A 19,561-nucleotide genomic window follows, 5' to 3' on the forward strand; every position below is an offset into this window, starting at 1 on the left:
GGGGAGCCTATTCTTCCGATGCGGATTGGGCCTGACGCTGGAGAGCGGCCTGTTGCAGCGCCGACTTCAATTCTTCGATCACGATGGGTTTAGCGATGTAATCATCCATTCCGGCCTGCAAACACGCTTCCCGATCGTCGGCCATGGCGTTGGCGGTCATGGCGATAATGGTCGGCTGCGCGCCGGACTGCTGGCGGATCCGGATGGTGGCTTCCAGACCGTTCATTTCCGGCATCTGTACATCCATCAGAATGACGTCATAAAACCGGCGCTGAAACAGATCCAATACTTCGCTGCCATTTTGGGCCAGATGGGCCTGGTAGCCCAGTTTACTCAGGATGTTGAGGGCCAGTTTCTGATTGGCCGGATAGTCTTCCGCCACTAAAATCTGAAGCGGATATTCTATGGAAAAACTCTCTGACAGCGCATGATGCGTAGGTTTGGTCGAAACGGCCTGCAACTCGCCCGATTGTTTTAATTGTTTTTGTACCAGATCGAAGAGCTGCTGCTGCTTGACGGGTTTGGTCAGAACCGCCGAAAAAAGATCGGGGGACGACTTCCGGGTTTCTTCGCCAATGGAACTCAACAGGATGATCGGGACCGACAGATTTCGCCCCCGGATGGCTTTCGCGAACTGAACGCCGTTCATTTCGGGCATTTGCATGTCGGTGATCACCAGTTGAAAAGGCGATTCCTGCGTCATCAGCGCCAGCGCCTGTTTGCCCGAACCGGCCGCAACCACCACCAGCCGCCAGTGCTCGAGGTGCGCTTTCAGAATGGTGAGATTGGTGGGGTTGTCATCAACGAGCAAAATCCGCTTGCCGTCGTTTTCGCCGGTATTGAAAAAAACATACTGCCGCTGGACCTGCTGGCTGATCTGGCACTGAATCGTAAACGTGAACGTCGTTCCGATCCCCACCTCACTATCGACCGTAATGGTTCCGCCCATGAGGTGAACCAGCCGCTCGCTGATGGCCAGACCGAGGCCGGTGCCGCCGTAGCGCCGGGTCATCGACGAATCCACTTGTGAGAATGCTTTGAAAAGCCGCTGCAGTTTGTCGGTTGGAATCCCGATTCCGGTATCCCGAACCCGAAAAACCAGTTCCAGGTCCTGATCACTGAGCCGTTGGTGAAGTCCAATGCTGACAAAAACTTCGCCCCGTTCGGTAAACTTGATGGCATTGCCGACAAGGTTGATCAGAATCTGCCGCAAACGCAGGCTGTCGCCGATGATTTGGGTCGGCACCTGATGTTCAATTTCATAGACCAGATCCAACTCCATTTCGGCGGCTTTGCTCGCAAAAAGATCAAGTACGTCTTCGATGCAATGCCGCAAATCGACATCCTGCAATTCCAGTTCCAGACTCCCGGATTCGATCTTGGAAAAATCGAGAATGTCGTTGATCACACCCAGCAGATTGGTGCCGCACTGGTGAATCGTATCGACGTATTCGTGCTGCTCTTCCGATAATTCCGTTTCCTGCAGCAGATAGGTCATGCCCAGCACGCCGTTCATCGGAGTTCGGATCTCGTGGCTCATCGTGGCCAGAAACACACTTTTTGCCTGGTTGGCCTTTTCAGCGTCTTCCCGGGCCAGTTTCTCCTGAATCCGCTGTTCGTGAATTTCTTCCACCAGCACCTGTAAATGTTCCGACTGGGTCTGGAGTTCCTCGCTCTGGTAAAGTACCTCGGCCGTGCGCTCACCAACGACTTTTTCCAGCTCATTTTTCTTGGCTTCGATGGCCTTCACCCGCCAGCGGTAGAGCGCATAGGCACCCACGAGCAACACCAGCACCAGACCGGTCCGAAACCACCAGGTTTTCCAGTAGGGCGGGGTAATGATAATTCGCAGCGACCTTCCCTGGTTGTTCCAGACGCCGTCGTTGTTGGACGCTCTTACCCGGAAAACATACTCGCCGGGGTCCAGATTGGTATAGGTTGCCGAGCGGTGATTACCGACCTGGTTCCAGTTCTGGTCGAAACCTTCCAACCTGTATGCATACTGATTTTTTTCGGGCAGGCTGTAGTTCAGGGCAGCAAACGTCACCGAGAACATCGACTGCCAATAGGCCAGCGTGATTTCTGTGGTTTCATCGATGCTTTTCTGTAGTGGGGAATCCGGTACGCCAATCGCAACCGGTTTGTTGAAAAGCTGAAAGTCGGTAATGAATACAGGCGGAATGGTGGGATTGTCCCGCAAACTGTCGGGATAAAACGTGTTCAAACCATTGGTTCCTCCAAAAAACAACTCGCCGGAAGCATCTTTGAAAACCGCTCGCCGGTTGAACGAGTTGCCCTGCAAACCGTCGCTGATTTCGTAGTTACGAAACGTTCCGTTGCGGGGGTTAAACCGGGAAAGCCCTTTGTTCGTGCTGATCCAGAGATTGCGGTGGCTGTCTTCGGCGATACTCTGAATCACGTTATTGGGCAAACCTTCCTGCTGATGGTAGGCTGTAAACGATTGCGTTTTGGGATTGAACAGATTGAGACCGCTGTCGGTACCGATCCATAATCGGCCGCTGGAATCTTCAAAAATGCTATTGACCAGGTTGTTGCTCAAACTTTCCGGCACTTTTCGGTTGTAGCGATAGGCCATGAACGTGTTGCTCTGGGGATCGAACCGGTTGAGGCCACCTCCTTCCGTTCCCACCCAGATCGTACCGCTGCGATCGCAATACAACGACCGGATCACCGCGCGGTTGATGCTGCCGGCCACCGTCAGGTTGGGCCGGAAGTGGGTAAATGTTCCGGTTTTTTTATCATATCGGCTTACTCCGGCGCCCAGCGTTCCCAGCCACAGATTTCCGGCTTTGTCTTCGGCAATAGCGCAGATGCTTTCGTGACTGACACCATCTGCTCTGCCGGTTTTGGGAAAATTGATGAAATCACGGGTTCCTTTTTTCAGCAAGCTCAGTCCGCCCTTGTAATTCCCCGTCCAGATGTCGTGATCACGGTCTTCGTATACGCACATGACAAAATCGCTGCCAATGCTGTTGGGAGTATCGGAATGGTGGGTGAAACGGGTAAACTGGTTGGTTTTGCGTACAAACCGGTTCAGCCCACCGCCGTCCGTTCCCATCCAGACGATGCCCTGCGAATCTTCAATCACCGATAAGACATTGTTATTACTCAGGCTGTTGGGGTTGTATTTGTCGTTTTCGTAAAGCTCAAATTTGCGTGGTTCGCGGTCGTAAAAATTGATTCCTCCACTGTAAGTCCCAATCCACATATCGCCTTTCCGGTCGCGGCAAATCGCATAAATCGACCCATTGTTCAAGCCATGATCGTCGGTTTCGTTGTAGGCATAGCGGGTAATCTGGTTCAGGTCCCTGCTGAGGACACTGATACCGCCGTTCCGGGTACCAATCCACAGGCTCCCCGCCCGACTTTCTTCCAGTGAAATAACATCATTGTGACTGAGGGAGTTGGCGTTGGCCGGGTTGTTGAAAAAGTGCGTAAACGTTTTCTGATCGGCATTGAGCAGATTCAGCCCACCGCCCTCGGTCGCTACCCAGATCCGCTTCTGCGAATCCTCCAGCAGTGCCGTGAGGTTGTTGTTGCTCAGTGAAGTCGGATCGGCAGGGTTATTAGTGAAGTGGCTGAATGTCTGGCTTTTAACATCGAACAGATCGAGCCCGCCCCCGCCCGTAGCCATCCAGATACGCCCTTTGGAATCGACTAAAATATCGTAGATGAAATCGTTGCTCAGGCTACCGGTTTTCGTCGAATCGTGGGTAAAATGGATAAAAGAGTTGACGGTTGGATCGAATCGGTTTACTCCTCCGCCGTACGTTCCGACCCACAAATGCCCCTGCCGGTCTTCCCGTATGGCCATCACCTGATTGTGACTCAAGCTGTTGAGGTTGTCGGACGTCCGCTGGTAGGTGATAAAATTATTGGCTTCCCGGTTAAACAGGCACAAACCGCCGTCTTCGGTGCCCACCCACAGGCGGCCTTTCCGGTCTTCATAAAGCGCCCGGATATAATTATGACTTAAGCTGGTGGGGTTTTTCGGATCATTGCGATACACCGTGAACGAATAACCGTCGTACCGGTTTAATCCGTCCTGCGTACCAAACCACATGAACCCTTTTTTGTCCTGCAGAATGCAGGTTACATTACTTTGTGAAAGACCTTCATTCGTGGTGATATGCTTGAAACGTATCGGATTCGAGTGGGCGTTAAATGGCTGTGTTAGCGATAGTAAGAGCAATAGTATAGTATATAATACTTTCATAATAAGCCCGTTGAGTTATTTTTATTAAAATAACTTTTTCTTGATAAATTATAAATATGTCTGGCAATTTGAATATTCCAACAAAAACCGTGCGTAAATTTCTACTTTAATTCCGGATGACGGGAATAGGCGTTTTACGGTATTGATTCGTTGAAAAATAGCGGATTTTTGAATCATTCCATTCCGGTGAGGTATAAAAAAGCGCCCGGTTTTCAATAATTTTTCGTGCCACCTTGCCTTCTCAATCTGCAGGAGTCCCGGAAAATCGGGCTCTTCATTCCCGCTTTCAACCGGAGCAACGGGTCGCAACCACTTCGTCAGGTATGGGCATTTTCGGCGCGGCTGTTTACCCAACCCTACCCGGTATTGATTCCGGCGTAAATACCGGCTCATTCATCCGTTACTTTGGCCCATCATGGAACGATTTATCAGCCTGCTGGTCGCCAGCGTTTGTACGGCACCCTTGTTTTATTTTCTGGTCTCCGGCCTAGTCTTCGTGTCGAATAAAGGACTCACCGGCGACAGTGGTTTGGCCGTGGCCTACCTCGGCACCTGGGGCGGTTTTCTGGCTGCTTTTGCCGGTTTTTTCGTTGTCTGGTTTCTGGCCCGGTACTTTCTGGTCGAAAATTACCTGCGCTATATCCAGATTTACGATGGAATGGCGCTGGTTGCCTGGCTTGTCCTTTACCTGAGCTGGACATCCGATCAGCCTTATACGCTGGATTATTCCGACCGCCGGGCGGTTTTGAGCGTCGAAGCCCGTCTGACAAAATCATTTCTGAAAGGAGCCGCCATCGATTCACTCATCGAATTTCAGTACATCGGGCAGGATCTGGATGAGCCGCATCCGGACCGCATCCGGGAGGAGGGAGAGTTTGTCATTCTACCGTGGGACACCACGCCCCTGGAAGCCAATAAATGGGAAGTGCGGGTATTTGTTCGGAATAAACCGGTCGATTTTATGCTGAACATACCCCGACGTCCCCAGCAATCGACGGACTGGTCGGGTTGGACGGCGCCTGCTCCCGGGCAGCAGGATGAGTTGCTGCCAGCCGACGTGCAGCAGAATTTCACGATTCGCTACCGCTTTCGGCTGATTCCGTACGGCGCTCAGGAATAAAAAACCGGGGTAGTTCATCCACTGAACTACCCCGGTTTTATGACAATCAGCGGTTTTATTCTTCCACTGGGTAGAGATTGTAAATCTCCCGGATGCTCTTCATTTTCTGGTCAAAATCGATTTTAAGGTCGATCAGTCGTCCGGAATGAATATCGAAAACCCAGCCGTGTACGCGGACGCCCCGGTCGCGGTAGGCTTCCTGAACAGCAGCGGTTTTGATGAGGTTCATGCATTGTTCCTCCACATTCAGTTCCACCAGCCGCTTATAACGGAGTTCGGTGTCTTCAATGGCGTTTAATTCGTCCTTGTGTAGCCGATATACATCCCGAATGTTGCGCAGCCACGGATTCAGAAGTCCCAGATCGACCGCTTGCATGGCCGCTTTGACACCCCCGCAATTGTAGTGGCCACACACCACCACGTGATTCACTTTTAAATGCCGAACGGCATAATTCACCACCGACATGACATTCAGATCGATGTTGTTGACCAGGTTGGCAATGTTGCGGTGAACGAATGCTTCGCCCGGTTTAATACCCATCAGGTCTTCGGCGGTAACGCGGCTGTCGGAGCAACCAATATAGAGAAATTCAGGTTGTTGCCCTTTCGACAAGTCGCTGAAGTAGTTTTCATTAGCGGCCAGTTTGTCGGCAATCCATTTCTCGTTATTTTGAAATACTGTTTCGATTTTCATGAATAGGAAGTTAACGTGGAAAGCCCAAGTTCGCTAAATTATTCTTTACTTTCAAAAAGCAAAAGCCCCGATCCTGTAGCGGACCGGGGCAAAATGGTATTCTTCGGTCTGGTTACCCGGACTTACCGCTGCCAGAAACCGTCTTCCTGCGCCAAATCAGCCGAATAGACTTTCGCGTTGACAATTTGATCGTTTTCAACGGAATACACATCGATGTTGTCCACGTCCAGCACCGCGCCGGTGGGTTTTACGGCTTTCCAGTGGACGAGACAGGCGACGGTATTGCCGTTGACGGCGGTTACGGTTACATCGGTTAATTCCAGCGTATGGGCCGACACTTCCAGCATGCCGCCCACCATCTGAAAAACTTCCGTACTCGACTTTTTCGTGCCCGAAAACCGGTTGTTGCCCGGTTGATTCCATTCAACGTTCGGGTGCAGACTGGCGGCTACCGTTGCATTATCCCCTTTTTTAACGGCAGTCAGAAAATCACTGACCACTTTTGCGGCTCCTTTTTCCATCTTTTCTGGTTTTTGCTGCCCGATTATGATCCGGTGCCCCGGTTCTGCCTTTTTCCCGCGAACGATCGGGACAATTCCGAAGCCGTTGATGGCCATAATCAAAGCAAGTGTGATTGTTCTCATTTTTTTTGACAAAGGTACCGGGCCGAAACCGGGCAAATTGTACCCGAAAACGACAACTACTTACCCGTTTACGACAGAAAAACTGGGGCGTCAGGCGGTTATCTTTGCGGCCGCGGCTTCGTCGATCAGCCGTTGCAGGGTCGGATCAAGGTTGGGAGCCTCGGGCAATTGGATCTGGAAGATGTCTTTGAGAACGGTACGAAATTCGGCTACACTGGTCAGCTCCCGCTGCTCGGAGGCTCCCCCCAGGTGATGAATGGTCAGCAGGGTGTTCCGGAGGCCGTAGCGCCGGTCGGGGATGGTGCGGGCAACGGCCAGACTGCTGGTAAAATAAGAACCCGGATAGGTGCACAAATACCAGCTGAACATTTGATAATCAGGTAGCCGAAACTCCCGAAGGGTCAGGCGATACAGCGATTTCCACTCCTCTTTTACGTAGGCCTGAATCACCAGTTCATCGTCCAGTTCGATCAGCCGGAACGGTTCGTGGGGCGTGGTCTGTACGGTATGCAGCGCAAGCCGGAGTGGCCCCGTGGGCGATAAACCGCCAAAACCTACATCGACGAGGTACGACTCGTCACCCACTTCCACGCGCAGCACCTGGTGGGTGATGGGTTTGGTTTCGCCTTCGGGAACGTTCCAGAGAACGCGGGCGGCCAGTCCGCGCACCCGAAACCCGAGGGCTTTCAGGACAAAGCTTAACAACCGGTTTTGCTCGAAACAATAACCGCCCCGGCCGCCGTAAATCATTTTCCGTTGCAGCGCGTCGATGTCGAGCAAAACCGGAATGCCCAGCAACGGATTGAGGTTTTCGAACGGGAAGGTTTCGACGTGCAGGCGCTGAATGGACCGGAGTGTTTCCAGCGTGGGCGTGCGTTCTCCCGTGTAACCAATGCGCTGAAGGTAAGCGTCTAAGTCAATTTCGGTGGTGGCCCGGATCGCTTCGGTTTCCTGACTCGTCGTGGTGTTCATGCGTACAAAGGTAGGGAGGGTGTAGAAAAAAAATATGGGAAAAATTTTCAGATAATCGAACATGGGGTTTTCACTGCTGACATAGGGCTGTCACAAGTCGGTTGTACATTTGATCCATACAAAAACAACCTCATCATGGAACACGCAATCGCAGAAAAAACGGAACTGACGCTGGCATCATTCCTGACCGACCTGGCAATTTACAACCAATGGGCCAATCAGACGCTGGTCGAATGGCTGAAAACCAAACCGGTTGAACTAATGGAAAAAACCGTACCTTCGAGTTTCCCGAGTTTGAAAGAAACCCTGGTCCACATCTGGGATACGCAGCGGTTCTGGCTTTCGGTGTTGCAACAAGTTCCGGCCCCGCCTTCGTTCCGATTGTTGGGATTTGATGGCACTGTCGGAGAGGCTTTTGAAGGAATTGTGGAACAGTCGGCCGAACTGGCCGATTACATCCGGTCGCTGAACGAGTCGGATTTGCAGGAAGAGGTGACGCTGACCACGCCCTGGGTCGCGGGAGTGCGTTCGCGCATCGAATTTATTCAGCACTGCCTGAACCACAGCACCTACCACCGCGGGCAGGTCGTAACCATCGGCCGGAATATTGGCCTGACCGACGCGCCAATGACTGATTATAGTTTTTATTTTTTGGTGGGATAGGAGCACGGATTGAACGGATGCAACGGATTTTAACGGACATCATCAGTTTTAATCTGTTGCATCCCTTCAATCCGTGTTCCTATTTCGCATTCGAAAATGACCCATTCCGATATTACAAAATACCGGCTGCACAATCAGCAACTGACGCAGCAAACGCTGACGACACCCGGCGAGGTCGTCGCGTGGTTTGGGGCGGTTCAGGGACAGGACTATGCCGCCAGCAAATGGGCCATTGGCAGTCGGCTGCCCGGTTTGACGGATGCCGACATCGAGCGGGCCATCGCCGATCGAATCCTTATCCGCACCTGGCCGATGCGCGGCACGCTCCATTTTGTGGCGGCTGCGGATATTCGCTGGATTCTGGAACTGCTTCATCCCCGTTCGCAGGCGCTGTACGCCAATTACTTGCGCCGACTCGAACTGGACGAATCCGTGATTACGAAATGCTACGGCGTGATGACCAACGCGCTGGAGGGCGGGAAACAGTTAAAACGCAGTGAGTTGAAAAGTCGGTTGCAGGAAGCCGGGATTTCGACAGACGAAAACCGCCTGGGCATTCTGCTCGGTCGCGCTTCTTACGACCGCCTGATTTGCCATAGTGGCCGTAGCCAAAACGAATTTACGTTCGCACTGCTCGACGAATGGGCTCCCAAAACCAAAAGTCTGTTACGCGACGAGGCCCTGGCCGAGCTAACGAAGCGGTTTTTTACCAGCCACGGCCCGGCTACAGTGGTGGATTTTAGCTGGTGGTCGAGCCTGACGCTGACCGAGGCCCGGTCCGGTCTGGAATTGATCAAATCCGGATTTGTGTCAGAAGTTGTTGAGGGCCAGACGTACTGGATGCCGCGGTCGATCCCGGCACCAGCCCAACCGGCGGTAACGGCCCATTTTTTACCAGTTTATGATGAATATGTAGTGGCTTACAAAGACCGAACCGCTCCGTTTGCGGGACTGAACCCTGAACAGATTACGGCTTCGGGCAATGGTATTTTCAGTCCGGTAATTCTGGTGGACGGTCGGATTGTCGGCACCTGGAAACGGAAGCTGAAAAAGAATACGGTTTTGATCGAAACCACTCTTTTTACGACGCTCAACGAGGAGCAGCAGCAAGCGTTATCGGATGCGAAAGAGCGATACATCCGGTTTTTAGCCTTGGCCTGAGGCCAGTAGAATGGGTTTCAGCCCTGGCGGTATAATTGACTGTCAGGCTGAACAACCCTATCCGAACCTTTGCAATTCGTTGATTAGCTGCTTGCGGTTGCTCTTTCGTTCGGGGTTCAAAACCGAACGTCTACCTGATTATACTCTCCCAGGATTCTTGCCGGAAAATCTTTTCCCAAACGTCGCCGAAAATTTGCGTAGTTAAATGGCTACACATATATTTGTAGTCAAATAGCTACACGATGAACTTACGACGCGACGTATTCCAGGCCATCGCCGACCCGACCCGACGGGCGATCCTGCTGCTGGTGACTTCCCACGCCATGACAGCCGGGGCCATTGCCGCTAATTTCGACACGGCCCGCCCGACGGTTTCCAGGCACCTCCAGATCCTGACCGAATGCGAACTATTGAAGCAGGAGCAAACCGGTCGGGAAATTTATTATCACCTCAACGGACAGAAAATGAAAGAGATAGCCGATTTTATTGAGCCATTCCGCAACCTGTGGGACGACCGGTTTAACAAGCTGGAAGCCATCATGAAAAATTATACGCAGAAAAAAGAAGAAAGAGAATAGACAAGAGATTAATAAAATCAACGAAGTCTTTCCTCTCTTGTCTAACGGTCTATTATACAAATCCAAAAAATAGCATGGAGCGCAAAACCAAGATCAACGCCGAGGACGGCAAACAGGACCTGCTGATCACGCGGGAATTCGATTTGCCGTTGGAACTGCTGTTTAAAGCGTACGAGGAACCCGAAATTGTGGCGCAATGGATGAATACGAAGGTGCTGAAACTCGAGAATAAGAAGCATGGCAGCTGGCAGTTCGAAACCAGCGATGCGCACGGAAACGTGGTGATGCGGGCCAACGGAACGATTCATGCGTTTGTCCCGAATCAGAAAATCATCCGGACGTTCGAAATGGAAAATGCGCCCGATTCGGCGACCCGATTTCCGGTTCAGCTTGAGTTTCTGGAATTCGAATCCCTGGCGGACAACCGCAGCAAACTCAGCATGCAAATCGTGTACCGATCGGTGGCCGACCGGAATCGGATGCTGCAATTGCCTTTTGCGCAGGGCATTAACATGGCCCATAACCGCTTGCAGGACGTCGTCAACAACTTAAAATAACCGCATCATGTCAAAAAGGAACAAAATCATCTATTGGGTAGCCACGCTCTGGTTGTCCCTCGGAATGGTATCCACGGCGATTGTTCAACTGATCAAAATGAACGAAGAAGTTGATTTGTTTACACGTCTGGGTTACCCGATTTATCTCCTGACCCTGCTGGGTGTCTGGAAAATTCTGGGGGTGATTGCCGTGCTGATTCCTAAATTTCCGTTGCTGAAAGAATGGGCGTATGCCGGTTTTTTCTTTGCCATGTCGGGGGCGGTTTTTTCGCACGTCATCAGCGGAGATGACGCCAGGGAGAATTTCGGACCGGTTTTATTGCTCGTCCTGACAGCGGTTTCGTGGTATTTCCGCCCGATGGATCGAAAATTGATTCCCGTAACCTATTAACTGAAGCGCATGAATCCCAGGGTTGATTTCTATTTTGACAAGGCCAAAACGTGGCAGGAGGAATACCGGCTTTTGCGAACGATTGTTCTCGGTTGCCACCTGACCGAAGAATTGAAGTGGGGCGTTCCCTGCTACACGTTTGAGAAAAAGAACGTTGTGTTGATCCACGGATTTAAGGAATACTGCGCGCTTCTGTTTCACAAAGGGGCTTTGTTGAAAGACCCCAGCGGCATCCTGATCCAGCAAACGGAAAATGTGCAGTCGGCACGGCAGATCCGGTTTACGAGTGTGGACGAAATCCACGATCTCAAATCCGTACTGGAAGCCTATCTTTATGAAGCCGTGGAGGTGGAAGAAGCCGGTTTGAAGGTGGCATTAAAAAAGACGCCGGAATTTACCATGCCGGACGAATTTCAGCATAAATTGGACGAAATCCCGGCGTTGAAAACCGCTTTTGACGCCCTGACGCCGGGCCGGCAACGGGCTTATCTGCTGCATTTTTCGCAAGCGAAACAGGCGAAAACCCGGGCGTCGCGGATTGAGAAATGGATGCCCGCCATCCTGAATGGAAAAGGATTGGAAGACTAACACAACTACCCATGGAAACACCGGAAATCCTGCGCACGTCGCCGGAATGCGAGATTGTAACCACCCGCGTATTGGCCTTTCCGCGCCAGCTCGTTTACCGGGCCTGGACCGAACCGGAGCATCTCAAAAACTGGTGGGGGCCTAACGGTTTTACCAACACCTTTCACCTGTTCGACTTCCGGGTGGGCGGGCGGTGGCTTTTTACGATGCATGGCCCCGAAAAAGGCAACTACCCCAACGAATGCACGTTTTTGGTCATCCGCGAACCGGAACGGCTGGTCTGGAACCGTCAATCCAAACCGCTGTTTCAGGTGGAAGTCCTTTTTGACGAAATCGCCGAAAAGGAAACCCGGGTCACGTTTAAGCAGCAATTCGAAACGGAGGAAGAATGCAATAAACTCCGAAAGTTTGTCCCGGAGAAAAATGAGGAAAATATGGACCGACTGGAAAATGAGTTGGCGAAAATGTCGTAAGCCTAAACCAATCAATACATGAATAATCCTAAAAACGAGTTGTCGCCGGAGCAGCGGGAAGAACTGCTCAAGACCCTGAAAACCCGGTTTGAGAAACATAAAAACCGCCATACCGGTCTGGAATGGCCGGCCGTGCTGGAAAAACTGGAAGCCCGTTCGGATAAATTGTGGTCGCTCAGCATCATGGAAGAAACCGGTGGGGAACCGGATGTGATTGGCCACGATCCGGAAACGGGCGACTACCTCTTCTGTGATTGTTCGGCGGAAAGTCCGAAGGGCCGCCGGAGTGTCTGCTTCGACCGGGAAGCGCTGGATTCGCGGAAGGAAAATAAACCACACGATAACGCCCTGGATATGGCTGCCGAAATGGGCGTTGAACTGTTATCCGAAGAACAATACCGGGCCTTGCAGCAACTGGGCGCGTTCGATGCAAAAACCTCGAGCTGGGTGCAAACGCCCGCTGAGATCCGGAAACTCGGTGGCGCGCTCTTCTGTGATCGCCGGTACAACACGGTTTTTCTGTACCACAACGGGGCCGAATCCTACTATGCCGCCCGGGGATTCCGGGGTTTGCTCCGGGTTTAAACTGGCGCGGGCGGTCAGCGGTTTTCCTGCTGTTCTTAAAAAATAGACGCAACACGACAGCGAACCGATCGTGTATTGAAAATCCCTATTTTGCCAAACGAGTCAGGGTTGGCAACTAACTTCGGAATCCTTGATATATTAGGGGAAGAAACGGGATGGATAGGCGAGTTGGCCGAGAATCCATAAGCGACTATTTTTTAGAAAGATAAACACAATGCATAGCCTTTTACCTTTTCTGCTCGCCATGATCGCGGCCATCGTGCTGTTGAACATGTGGGCCAATAAACTTAAAATTGCGTATCCGATTCTGCTGGTAGTTGCCGGGTTGCTGATTAGTTTTATTCCGGGATTACCCATGGTTCGGATCAATCCCGATCTGATCTTTTTCATTTTTCTGCCGCCCCTGCTGTTTGAGGCATCCTGGACGATCTCGTTCAAGGAAATGAAAAAGTGGTGGCGCATCATTGGCAGTTTCGCCTTTCTCGTCGTGTTTTTCACTGCCCTGTCGGTTGCGGTGGTCGCGCACCATTTCATTCCGGGGTTTACGCTAGCCCTGGGGTTTTTATTGGGCGGAATCGTGTCGCCACCGGATGCAGTCAGTACCGGAGCGATCACCAAATTTGTGAAAATCCCCAACTCCACATCGGCCGTTTTGGAAGGCGAAAGCCTGCTGAACGATGCATCATCACTGATCATTTTCCGGTTTGCGCTGGTTGCCGTCGGGACGGGGCAGTTCATCTGGCAGGATGTGGCGTTGAGTTTTGTGTGGATGGTGCTGGGCGGTGCGGGCATTGGCCTGGCGCTGGCCTGGATTTTTGTGGAAACGCACAAACGTCTTCCGCTCGATGCGCAATCAAACATCACCCTGACACTCATCGAACCGTATTTTTTGTATTGGGTGGCAGAACAGGTTCATTGTTCGGGCGTGCTGGCGGTCGTAACGGGCGGTTTGTACATGTCGGCCAGACGGCTGGTTTTTCTGAACAGCGCCAGCCGGATTCAGGGCTTTAGCGTCTGGGAAAGTTTTGTGTATATCCTGAACGGGATTGTCTTTCTGATCATCGGTCTGGAGCTTCCCGAAATTGTGGAAGGGCTGCACACGCAGGGCATTCCGTTGCGCACCGCCATTGGTCACGGTGTTTTGATAACCGGGGTATTGATTGCCGCCCGGATGATTAGCTCCTACACCGCCATGCTGGCGACACTGATCTTTCGACCCAGCGTTTTGCCCCGGGCCCGTTCCAACCGAATGCGCTGGCTGATGCCCCTGCTCCTGGGCTGGACGGGAATGCGGGGTGTCGTGTCGCTGGCTGCGGCTTTAGCGATCCCCATTACGTTGGATAATGGCGTAGCTTTCCCGCAGCGAAACCACATCCTGTTCGTCACGTTTGTCGTGATTCTGCTCACCCTGCTGGTGCAGGGACTGACGCTTCCTGCTTTCATCACCCGGACGAAATTATACGATGGTGTACTGGATGAAGAATCCGAAGCACTGACCAGACAAAAAATGAAACGAGGGCTGAAACAGCACGTCTACGAGTTTCTGAAAAGTAAATACGAAAATGAACTGAATGGTCACGTCGGTATGGAGAAGTTCCTGAAGCAATGGGAAGAGCGGGCCAAAGCCACCGACGACAGCTGGATGAATAAAAAGACCAAGGTGATTTTTGTGGAAGTGCTCGAAATCCAACGGCAATACCTGACCGAACTCAACAAAGACCCAACAATCGACGAAGAAATCATCCGCCAGCAGTTATACCAGATCGATCTGGAAGAAGAACGGCTGAAAATCATTTAGGCTGCACACAAAGAGCGGTTTTAGGGCCGATTACGCGGTTTCCGGTTTTGGAGAAATGCAAAACCGGTGCCAGCTATTGGTTTCCTGGTAGTGCACCTGCAACCCGTAATTGTCGCAGATTTCCTTGATAATGGCCAGCCCCAAACCAACTGAGTCGGGGCTGCCTCCTTCTTTTTTAAACCGTTCGAACAGGCGTTCCGGGTCCGTCGTCAGCGAACTGCCGGTATTGCTGAACCAGAGTTTATCGGCGTGGGAAAGCAGTTCCACGCGTCCTTCGGGATGGTTGTGTTTGATCGCGTTGTTGACCAGATTCGTCACCAGGCTTTCGGCCAGTGCAGCGGGTAACGGGACTACAAACGGCTCACTATTGCGGATATCGACGGCGATTTTTTTGTGCTGAAGAACTTCGTCCATGTCTTCGAGTTTCTCGGTCAGGAGGGCCGTCAGATCGATTGTTTGGTTGTCCGTAAACTGGTGATTTTCAATCTTCGCCAGCAGCAACAACCCTTGATTGAGCCGGGCCATGCGCCGGGACGCCTGGTAAATGGCCTCGATCCAGCGCCCCTGCGTTTCGGTCAGTTTTTCCGACTGAATCAGTTGCTCGACTTTCGCGTTGATCAGCGCCAGCGGAGTTTGAATTTCGTGGGACGCATTTTCGGTAAATTCTTTCAGGCTGCGGTAATCCTGCTGCATCTTGTCGCCCATTTTGCGCAGCACTTCGTTCAATTCCCGGAACTCATTGATCTCCGGTTTGTCGAGTTGCAGGGGCGTTGCGTTCGCCAGATTAAACCGCTTGATGCGCGACAGCGTTTCGTAAAACGGATGCCACAGCCGCCCCGAGAGTTTCCCCTGAAACCAGAACGTGCCCAACAACAAGAGCCCCAGACAAGCCGCCATTGTCGCTGTAATGACCTCCATGAGCTGGTACGATTGAATCAGCGATTTCCGGATCGAAACCCGGTGTGTGATGCCCTGAATGGGTACATAAAACGTGAACTGCCGGAACGGCATCAGCTCGTTGTCGTAGCGGTTGCGGATCAGGGTATCCGTAAAGGATTCCGTTTGCGGTGTATGAGCGCCGACCGGGTCAACGTCAATCTTGTTTTCAACGAAGTACGTGCTGTCCGACCAGACTTTGTGCAGGCGGATATACGCTTCAAAATCCAGCCGTTCGACCCGCAACCGGCTTTCGACTTCCCGGTAAATCATAATCCGGACCACCTGGTAAAAGGCCAGCCCGGCGAAGAGGTAAATGACCAGCGAAAAAGCCAGATAAATTTGATTGGTTTTGGCGAGAAGTTTCACGGTTCCCCAAATTTGTACCCAATTCCGTACACCGAGCGCACATAATCCGAACCGCCTTTTTCGAGCAATTTCCGGCGCAGGTTTTTGATGTGCGAATACACCATATCCAGCGAATCGGCGGAGTCGATGTTGTCGCCCCACAAATGTTCGGCAATAGACACTTTGGTCAGCACAACGTCGATATTCGACAGAAAATACAGCAATAAATCGTATTCTTTCCGGGAAATGACCGTCAGCTGGCCGTTGACATACACCTTCCGCGACGACGGATTCACCCGGATTTCCCGAAACCGGATTTCGGTATGGCCGCCAAAATTCCGCCGACGGATCAGCGATTTAACGCGGGCGTTCAGTTCTGACAGGTGAAACGGTTTGGTCAGGTAATCGTCCGAGCCAATTTCCAGCCCCCGAATCTTGTCTTCCAACGCATTTCGGGCCGAAATGATGATCACGCCGGTGGTCGCCAACAGCTTTTTCAGCGTCTCGATCAACTGAAACCCGTTGCCGTCGGGCAGCGTCAGGTCCACGATCACACAATCGTAATCGTAGAGGTAAATCCGCTCGTCGGCTTCCCGAAACGTGGCCGCTGTTTCGCAAATATATCCCTCCTTGTTCATATAGTCGCTGATGCTTTCGGCCAGGCCTTTTTCATCTTCTACTACCAGTACTTTCATCGTTCCACAGTTCGTCTCTATAAACGCCAAAGGTATTGGACAATGTTGGAAAGATTTGGGAAGTTTTGCCAAACCGGAATTTTGCAACAGGAATAATGGCGTATGTGACAGTCAATTACCAGCCCACGGTTTGAACCGTGGGAAACTGGAATGGTGATTGGAAAATGGGGAAACCGTTTTAACGGTTTTGAAATCCTGAAACCGTTAAAACGGTTATTGAGTAACGGGTATCAAATACACAAAAACCCACGGTTAAAACCGTGGGCTGGTAATTATTTTTTAATAGGGCATTACTTACGCCAGCGTTGCGTCCACGCTGATCGTCGTATTGAACAGCTTCGAGATCGGACAATTGTGTTCGGCGTGGTCCACCAGCTCGTCAAATTTGGCCTGATCCAAACCCGGTACGCTGGCGGTCAGCGTCAGTTTGGAACTGGTGATGCCGCTGTCTTCCAGCGTGATGGCGCAACTCACATCCAGCGAATCGGCGGCAAAACCGGCCTGCTGAATGTTGAACGCCAGTTGCATGGCAAAACAGCCCGCGTGGGCGGCCGCCACGAGTTCTTCCGGGTTGGTGCCGATGCCGTCGGCAAACCGGGTGTTGAACGAATATTGCGTCTGATTCAGAACCGTACTGGCGGTTGTCAGGGTTCCTTTTCCGTCTTTGCCGGTTCCGGCCCAGTGTGCAGAAGCTTTGCGTGTGATTTTCATGGTGAACTTTATTGAAGGTGTTTGTGATTTGTTTTTTGATGGCTCAAAGGTAGCGGGCGGTTTTTTGAGATTTTTTCACCTATGTTAAAAAGCGTCGGTTGCATCAAAAATTCCGGCAACAGAAAACCGGTTTTAAAAGCAGTTCATAAAACGAATGACACTCCCCCAACACACGGTTTTACACGATCATTTGCACCAGTTTGCCCAGCTTTCCGAAGAGGATTGGCAATTGGGTAATCCATTCTGGCACGTTCGGGCCATGCCGAAACACGATTATTTTAACTTCCGGAATTCGGTCTGTCGGCAGGTCGGTTTTATTCTGAAAGGGTTGTTTCGGGTGTATTACATCGATCCAAAAACCGAGTTGGAACACAATCTCTATTTCATCCCCGAACACGCCTTTCTGACCTCGCTGAAAGGACTGCTGACGCAAACGACCTGCCCGTATCTCATTGAAGCCCTGGAAGATGCCGAGTTGCTGGTGATTGACCGCGATCATTTGCAGCAGCTGTACGCGCAGTCCCACGGATGGGAGCGGTTTGGCCGCTTGTTGGCCGAACAGTATTTCCTGTTCAACCAGATGCGTTCGGAAAGCCTGCTCACCCAAACCGCCGAAGACCGTTACGTCGATCTGCTGAACAACTTCCCGGACATCCTCAACCGGGTATCGCTGGGGCATATTTCGTCGTATCTCGGCATCAAAGGCCCTTCCCTCAGCCGCATCCGCGCGCAGGTTGCCGCCAAGCGGTGAAAAGAATACTATTTCGCAGAGTTTAGCGGAGAATTTCTCTGCTAAGCTCTGATTTTCTCCGCTAAACTTTGCGAAACAACTTTTCTCTCCTCTCCAACTTCCCAAATGTTTCCAGAATTGCCCCTTTGTTTTGCAGGCACTTACCGCGGTATTGTCACCATCACCGCTAAGCTAGTTGCCCATGAAACAGTCAACTTTTTGGTTCCGCCGATCCCGAATCGGTTTACTAACGGCCACAACCGGTGCTTTGTTGCTGGGGTCTGGCACCGGTCAGGCGCAAACCCTGACGCTGGCGCAGGCCATCGAGCAGGGCACGCAGGCGTATCCGTTCCTGAAATCCAAACAGGCCGAAATCCACAGCGCGGAGAAAAGGGTACAATCCAGCCGGACCGAGTTTCTACCCAGCCTAATTGTGCAGGATCAGTATACCTACGCGACCAGCAACGCCCTGAACGGGTCGTTTTTTCCCAACGAAGGAACCTCCATTTCAACCTCCGGCGGCATTCGGCCCGATAATATTTACCGGGGCACGACCGGCAGTTTCGCCAGTGCCGTCATCGACTGGCGGATCGTCAATTTCGGGCGCGTGAAAGCCAGCGTTAAAGCCGCCGAAGCCGACCTGAATCGTTCGCAAACCGATTATGAAAACGAGCTGTTTCAGCACCAGATCCGGATTGTCGATGCGTACCTGACGTTGCTCGTCAACCAGAAACTGGTGGATGTGCAGCGCGCGAACCTGCAACGGGCGCAAACGTTCAAAAACGTGGTCGATGCGGGCGTTCGGTCGGGCATGCGGGCGGGCGTCGATAGCTCACTGGCGACCGCCGAAGCCGTTCGGGCCCGGCTGCAACTGCTGGAGAGCGAGCAACGTGAACAGGTGCAGCGACTGCGGTTGTCGGAACTGGTCGGGAAAGTGCAGCCCGGCATCCGGGTCGATAGCATGCGGTTTTATAACACCTTGCCCCAAACCAGTTTTCAGTCGGATTCCCTTTCGCCGAAAAACCCCGTTTTGCGGTTTTTCCAATCCCAGATTAATCTGTCGTCCGCCCGGTCCGTCGCGCTGCAACGGTCCATGCTGCCGTCGATTTCGCTGGTGGGCGCGGGCTGGGCGCGGGGCTCCGGTTTTACCAATGCCGACGATTCGTTTCGCATGGATTTTAATCAGGGCCTTGGTTATCAGGCGTATAACTATCTGTTCGGTGTCGTGGCCCGCTGGAACCTGACCAACACGCTGCGGCTCAAACACGACTACCGCGCGGAACAATTTCAGGTCGAGCGGTTCCGGTACCTCTACAACGACCAGCAACTGCGGATCACCCGGCAAAACCGGGAAGCTGAAACGCAGCTCGTGCTCGGTCTGGAACAGGCCCGGCAGGCCCCCGTCCAACTCCGGGCCGCCCGGCAGGCCTACAGCCAGGCGCAGGCCCGTTACCAGAACGGTCTGGCCGACCTGCCCACGCTGCTGCAAAGTTTCGTCACCCTCAACCGGGCTGAAACCGACGGCTACGTCGCCACCAGCAACGTCTGGCGTTTTCTCCTCCTGAAAGCGGCCGCCGAGGGAGATTTGTCGCTGTTTATGAATCAATTGAAGTAATGTATACGGTTTTCGGTACGTACCCACGGACTTTAGTCCGTGTGAGTTAATATGACCAATCAGAT

General features: G+C 52.2%; 19 protein-coding genes. 12 read left to right on the forward strand and 7 right to left on the reverse strand.

From position 1 onward, the window contains the following. Window positions 1-7 precede the first annotated feature (7 nt). Complete coding sequence (locus EHT25_RS14955; RefSeq protein ID WP_124875802.1) at window positions 8-4,237, reverse strand: hybrid sensor histidine kinase/response regulator; 4,230 nt, start codon at window positions 4,235-4,237, stop codon at window positions 8-10. Window positions 4,238-4,652: 415 nt separating this feature from the next. On the opposite strand from EHT25_RS14955, the gene EHT25_RS14960 reads away from it, so the two are divergent. Then, complete coding sequence (locus tag EHT25_RS14960; protein ID WP_124875804.1) at window positions 4,653-5,357, forward strand: hypothetical protein; 705 nt, start codon at window positions 4,653-4,655, stop codon at window positions 5,355-5,357. 55 nt (window positions 5,358-5,412) lie between these two features. Here EHT25_RS14960 and EHT25_RS14965 read toward each other — a convergent pair whose 3' ends face one another. The 3 genes from EHT25_RS14965 to EHT25_RS14975 form a co-directional block, all read right to left on the reverse strand. After that, on the reverse strand, window positions 5,413-6,051 hold the full coding sequence (locus EHT25_RS14965; RefSeq protein ID WP_124875806.1) for a carbonic anhydrase: 639 nt from the start codon (window positions 6,049-6,051) through the stop codon (window positions 5,413-5,415). Window positions 6,052-6,173: 122 nt separating this feature from the next. Beyond that, entirely contained in the window at window positions 6,174-6,695 is a 522-nt protein-coding gene (locus EHT25_RS14970) for a nuclear transport factor 2 family protein (RefSeq protein WP_229311547.1), read from the reverse strand. A gap of 90 nt (window positions 6,696-6,785) precedes the next feature. Then, a complete protein-coding gene (locus EHT25_RS14975; protein ID WP_124875808.1) occupies window positions 6,786-7,667 on the reverse strand; it encodes an arylamine N-acetyltransferase family protein in 882 nt (293 codons plus the stop codon). 135 nt (window positions 7,668-7,802) lie between these two features. On the opposite strand from EHT25_RS14975, the gene EHT25_RS14980 reads away from it, so the two are divergent. From EHT25_RS14980 to EHT25_RS15020, 9 genes are all read left to right on the forward strand, one after another. After that, on the forward strand, window positions 7,803-8,330 hold the full coding sequence (locus EHT25_RS14980; protein ID WP_124875810.1) for a DinB family protein: 528 nt from the start codon (window positions 7,803-7,805) through the stop codon (window positions 8,328-8,330). Between the two features lie 96 nt (window positions 8,331-8,426). Then, window positions 8,427-9,491, forward strand: coding sequence for a winged helix DNA-binding domain-containing protein (locus tag EHT25_RS14985; protein ID WP_124875812.1), 1,065 nt, complete (start codon window positions 8,427-8,429; stop codon window positions 9,489-9,491). 242 nt (window positions 9,492-9,733) lie between these two features. Further along, the gene (locus tag EHT25_RS14990; RefSeq protein WP_124875814.1) at window positions 9,734-10,069 is read left to right on the forward strand and encodes an ArsR/SmtB family transcription factor; all 336 of its coding nucleotides are present in this window, start codon (window positions 9,734-9,736) and stop codon (window positions 10,067-10,069) included. Between the two features lie 74 nt (window positions 10,070-10,143). Continuing rightward, window positions 10,144-10,626 (forward strand): SRPBCC family protein, encoded by a 483-nt coding sequence (locus tag EHT25_RS14995; protein ID WP_124875816.1) that lies wholly within the window; start codon window positions 10,144-10,146, stop codon window positions 10,624-10,626. Between the two features lie 7 nt (window positions 10,627-10,633). Continuing rightward, window positions 10,634-11,017 (forward strand): DoxX family protein, encoded by a 384-nt coding sequence (locus tag EHT25_RS15000; protein WP_124875818.1) that lies wholly within the window; start codon window positions 10,634-10,636, stop codon window positions 11,015-11,017. Between the two features lie 9 nt (window positions 11,018-11,026). Further along, window positions 11,027-11,605, forward strand: coding sequence for a YdeI/OmpD-associated family protein (locus EHT25_RS15005; RefSeq protein ID WP_124875820.1), 579 nt, complete (start codon window positions 11,027-11,029; stop codon window positions 11,603-11,605). A gap of 11 nt (window positions 11,606-11,616) precedes the next feature. Further along, window positions 11,617-12,078, forward strand: a complete 462-nt coding sequence (locus EHT25_RS15010) for an SRPBCC family protein (RefSeq protein ID WP_124875822.1) — start codon at window positions 11,617-11,619, stop codon at window positions 12,076-12,078. 18 nt (window positions 12,079-12,096) lie between these two features. Beyond that, window positions 12,097-12,663 carry a DUF4256 domain-containing protein gene (locus tag EHT25_RS15015; protein ID WP_124875824.1) on the forward strand — a complete coding sequence of 189 codons (567 nt, stop codon included), beginning with the start codon at window positions 12,097-12,099 and terminating at the stop codon, window positions 12,661-12,663. 214 nt (window positions 12,664-12,877) lie between these two features. Then, window positions 12,878-14,461 carry a Na+/H+ antiporter gene (locus EHT25_RS15020; protein ID WP_124875826.1) on the forward strand — a complete coding sequence of 528 codons (1,584 nt, stop codon included), beginning with the start codon at window positions 12,878-12,880 and terminating at the stop codon, window positions 14,459-14,461. A 30-nt stretch (window positions 14,462-14,491) separates the two neighbouring features. Here the strand turns inward: EHT25_RS15020 and EHT25_RS15025 are convergent, their stop codons facing one another. The 3 genes from EHT25_RS15025 to EHT25_RS15035 form a co-directional block, all read right to left on the reverse strand. Continuing rightward, on the reverse strand, window positions 14,492-15,766 hold the full coding sequence (locus EHT25_RS15025) for a sensor histidine kinase (RefSeq protein WP_124875828.1): 1,275 nt from the start codon (window positions 15,764-15,766) through the stop codon (window positions 14,492-14,494). Further along, window positions 15,763-16,440, reverse strand: coding sequence for a response regulator transcription factor (locus EHT25_RS15030; RefSeq protein WP_124875830.1), 678 nt, complete (start codon window positions 16,438-16,440; stop codon window positions 15,763-15,765). Before EHT25_RS15030 ends, EHT25_RS15025 begins: the two co-directional genes overlap by 4 nt. Before the next feature lie 294 nt (window positions 16,441-16,734). After that, window positions 16,735-17,151, reverse strand: a complete 417-nt coding sequence (locus tag EHT25_RS15035; RefSeq protein WP_124875832.1) for an OsmC family protein — start codon at window positions 17,149-17,151, stop codon at window positions 16,735-16,737. A gap of 154 nt (window positions 17,152-17,305) precedes the next feature. Here EHT25_RS15035 and EHT25_RS15040 point away from each other — a divergent pair, with 154 nt between their 5' ends. Both EHT25_RS15040 and EHT25_RS15045 read left to right on the forward strand, forming a co-directional pair. Beyond that, window positions 17,306-17,902 carry a Crp/Fnr family transcriptional regulator gene (locus EHT25_RS15040; protein ID WP_124875834.1) on the forward strand — a complete coding sequence of 199 codons (597 nt, stop codon included), beginning with the start codon at window positions 17,306-17,308 and terminating at the stop codon, window positions 17,900-17,902. 181 nt (window positions 17,903-18,083) lie between these two features. Further along, window positions 18,084-19,496, forward strand: coding sequence for a TolC family protein (locus EHT25_RS15045; protein ID WP_124875836.1), 1,413 nt, complete (start codon window positions 18,084-18,086; stop codon window positions 19,494-19,496). Window positions 19,497-19,561: the final 65 nt, after the last annotated feature.

It is taken from the genome of Larkinella rosea (genome assembly GCF_003858635.1).
Taxonomy (GTDB): domain Bacteria; phylum Bacteroidota; class Bacteroidia; order Cytophagales; family Spirosomataceae; genus Larkinella; species Larkinella rosea.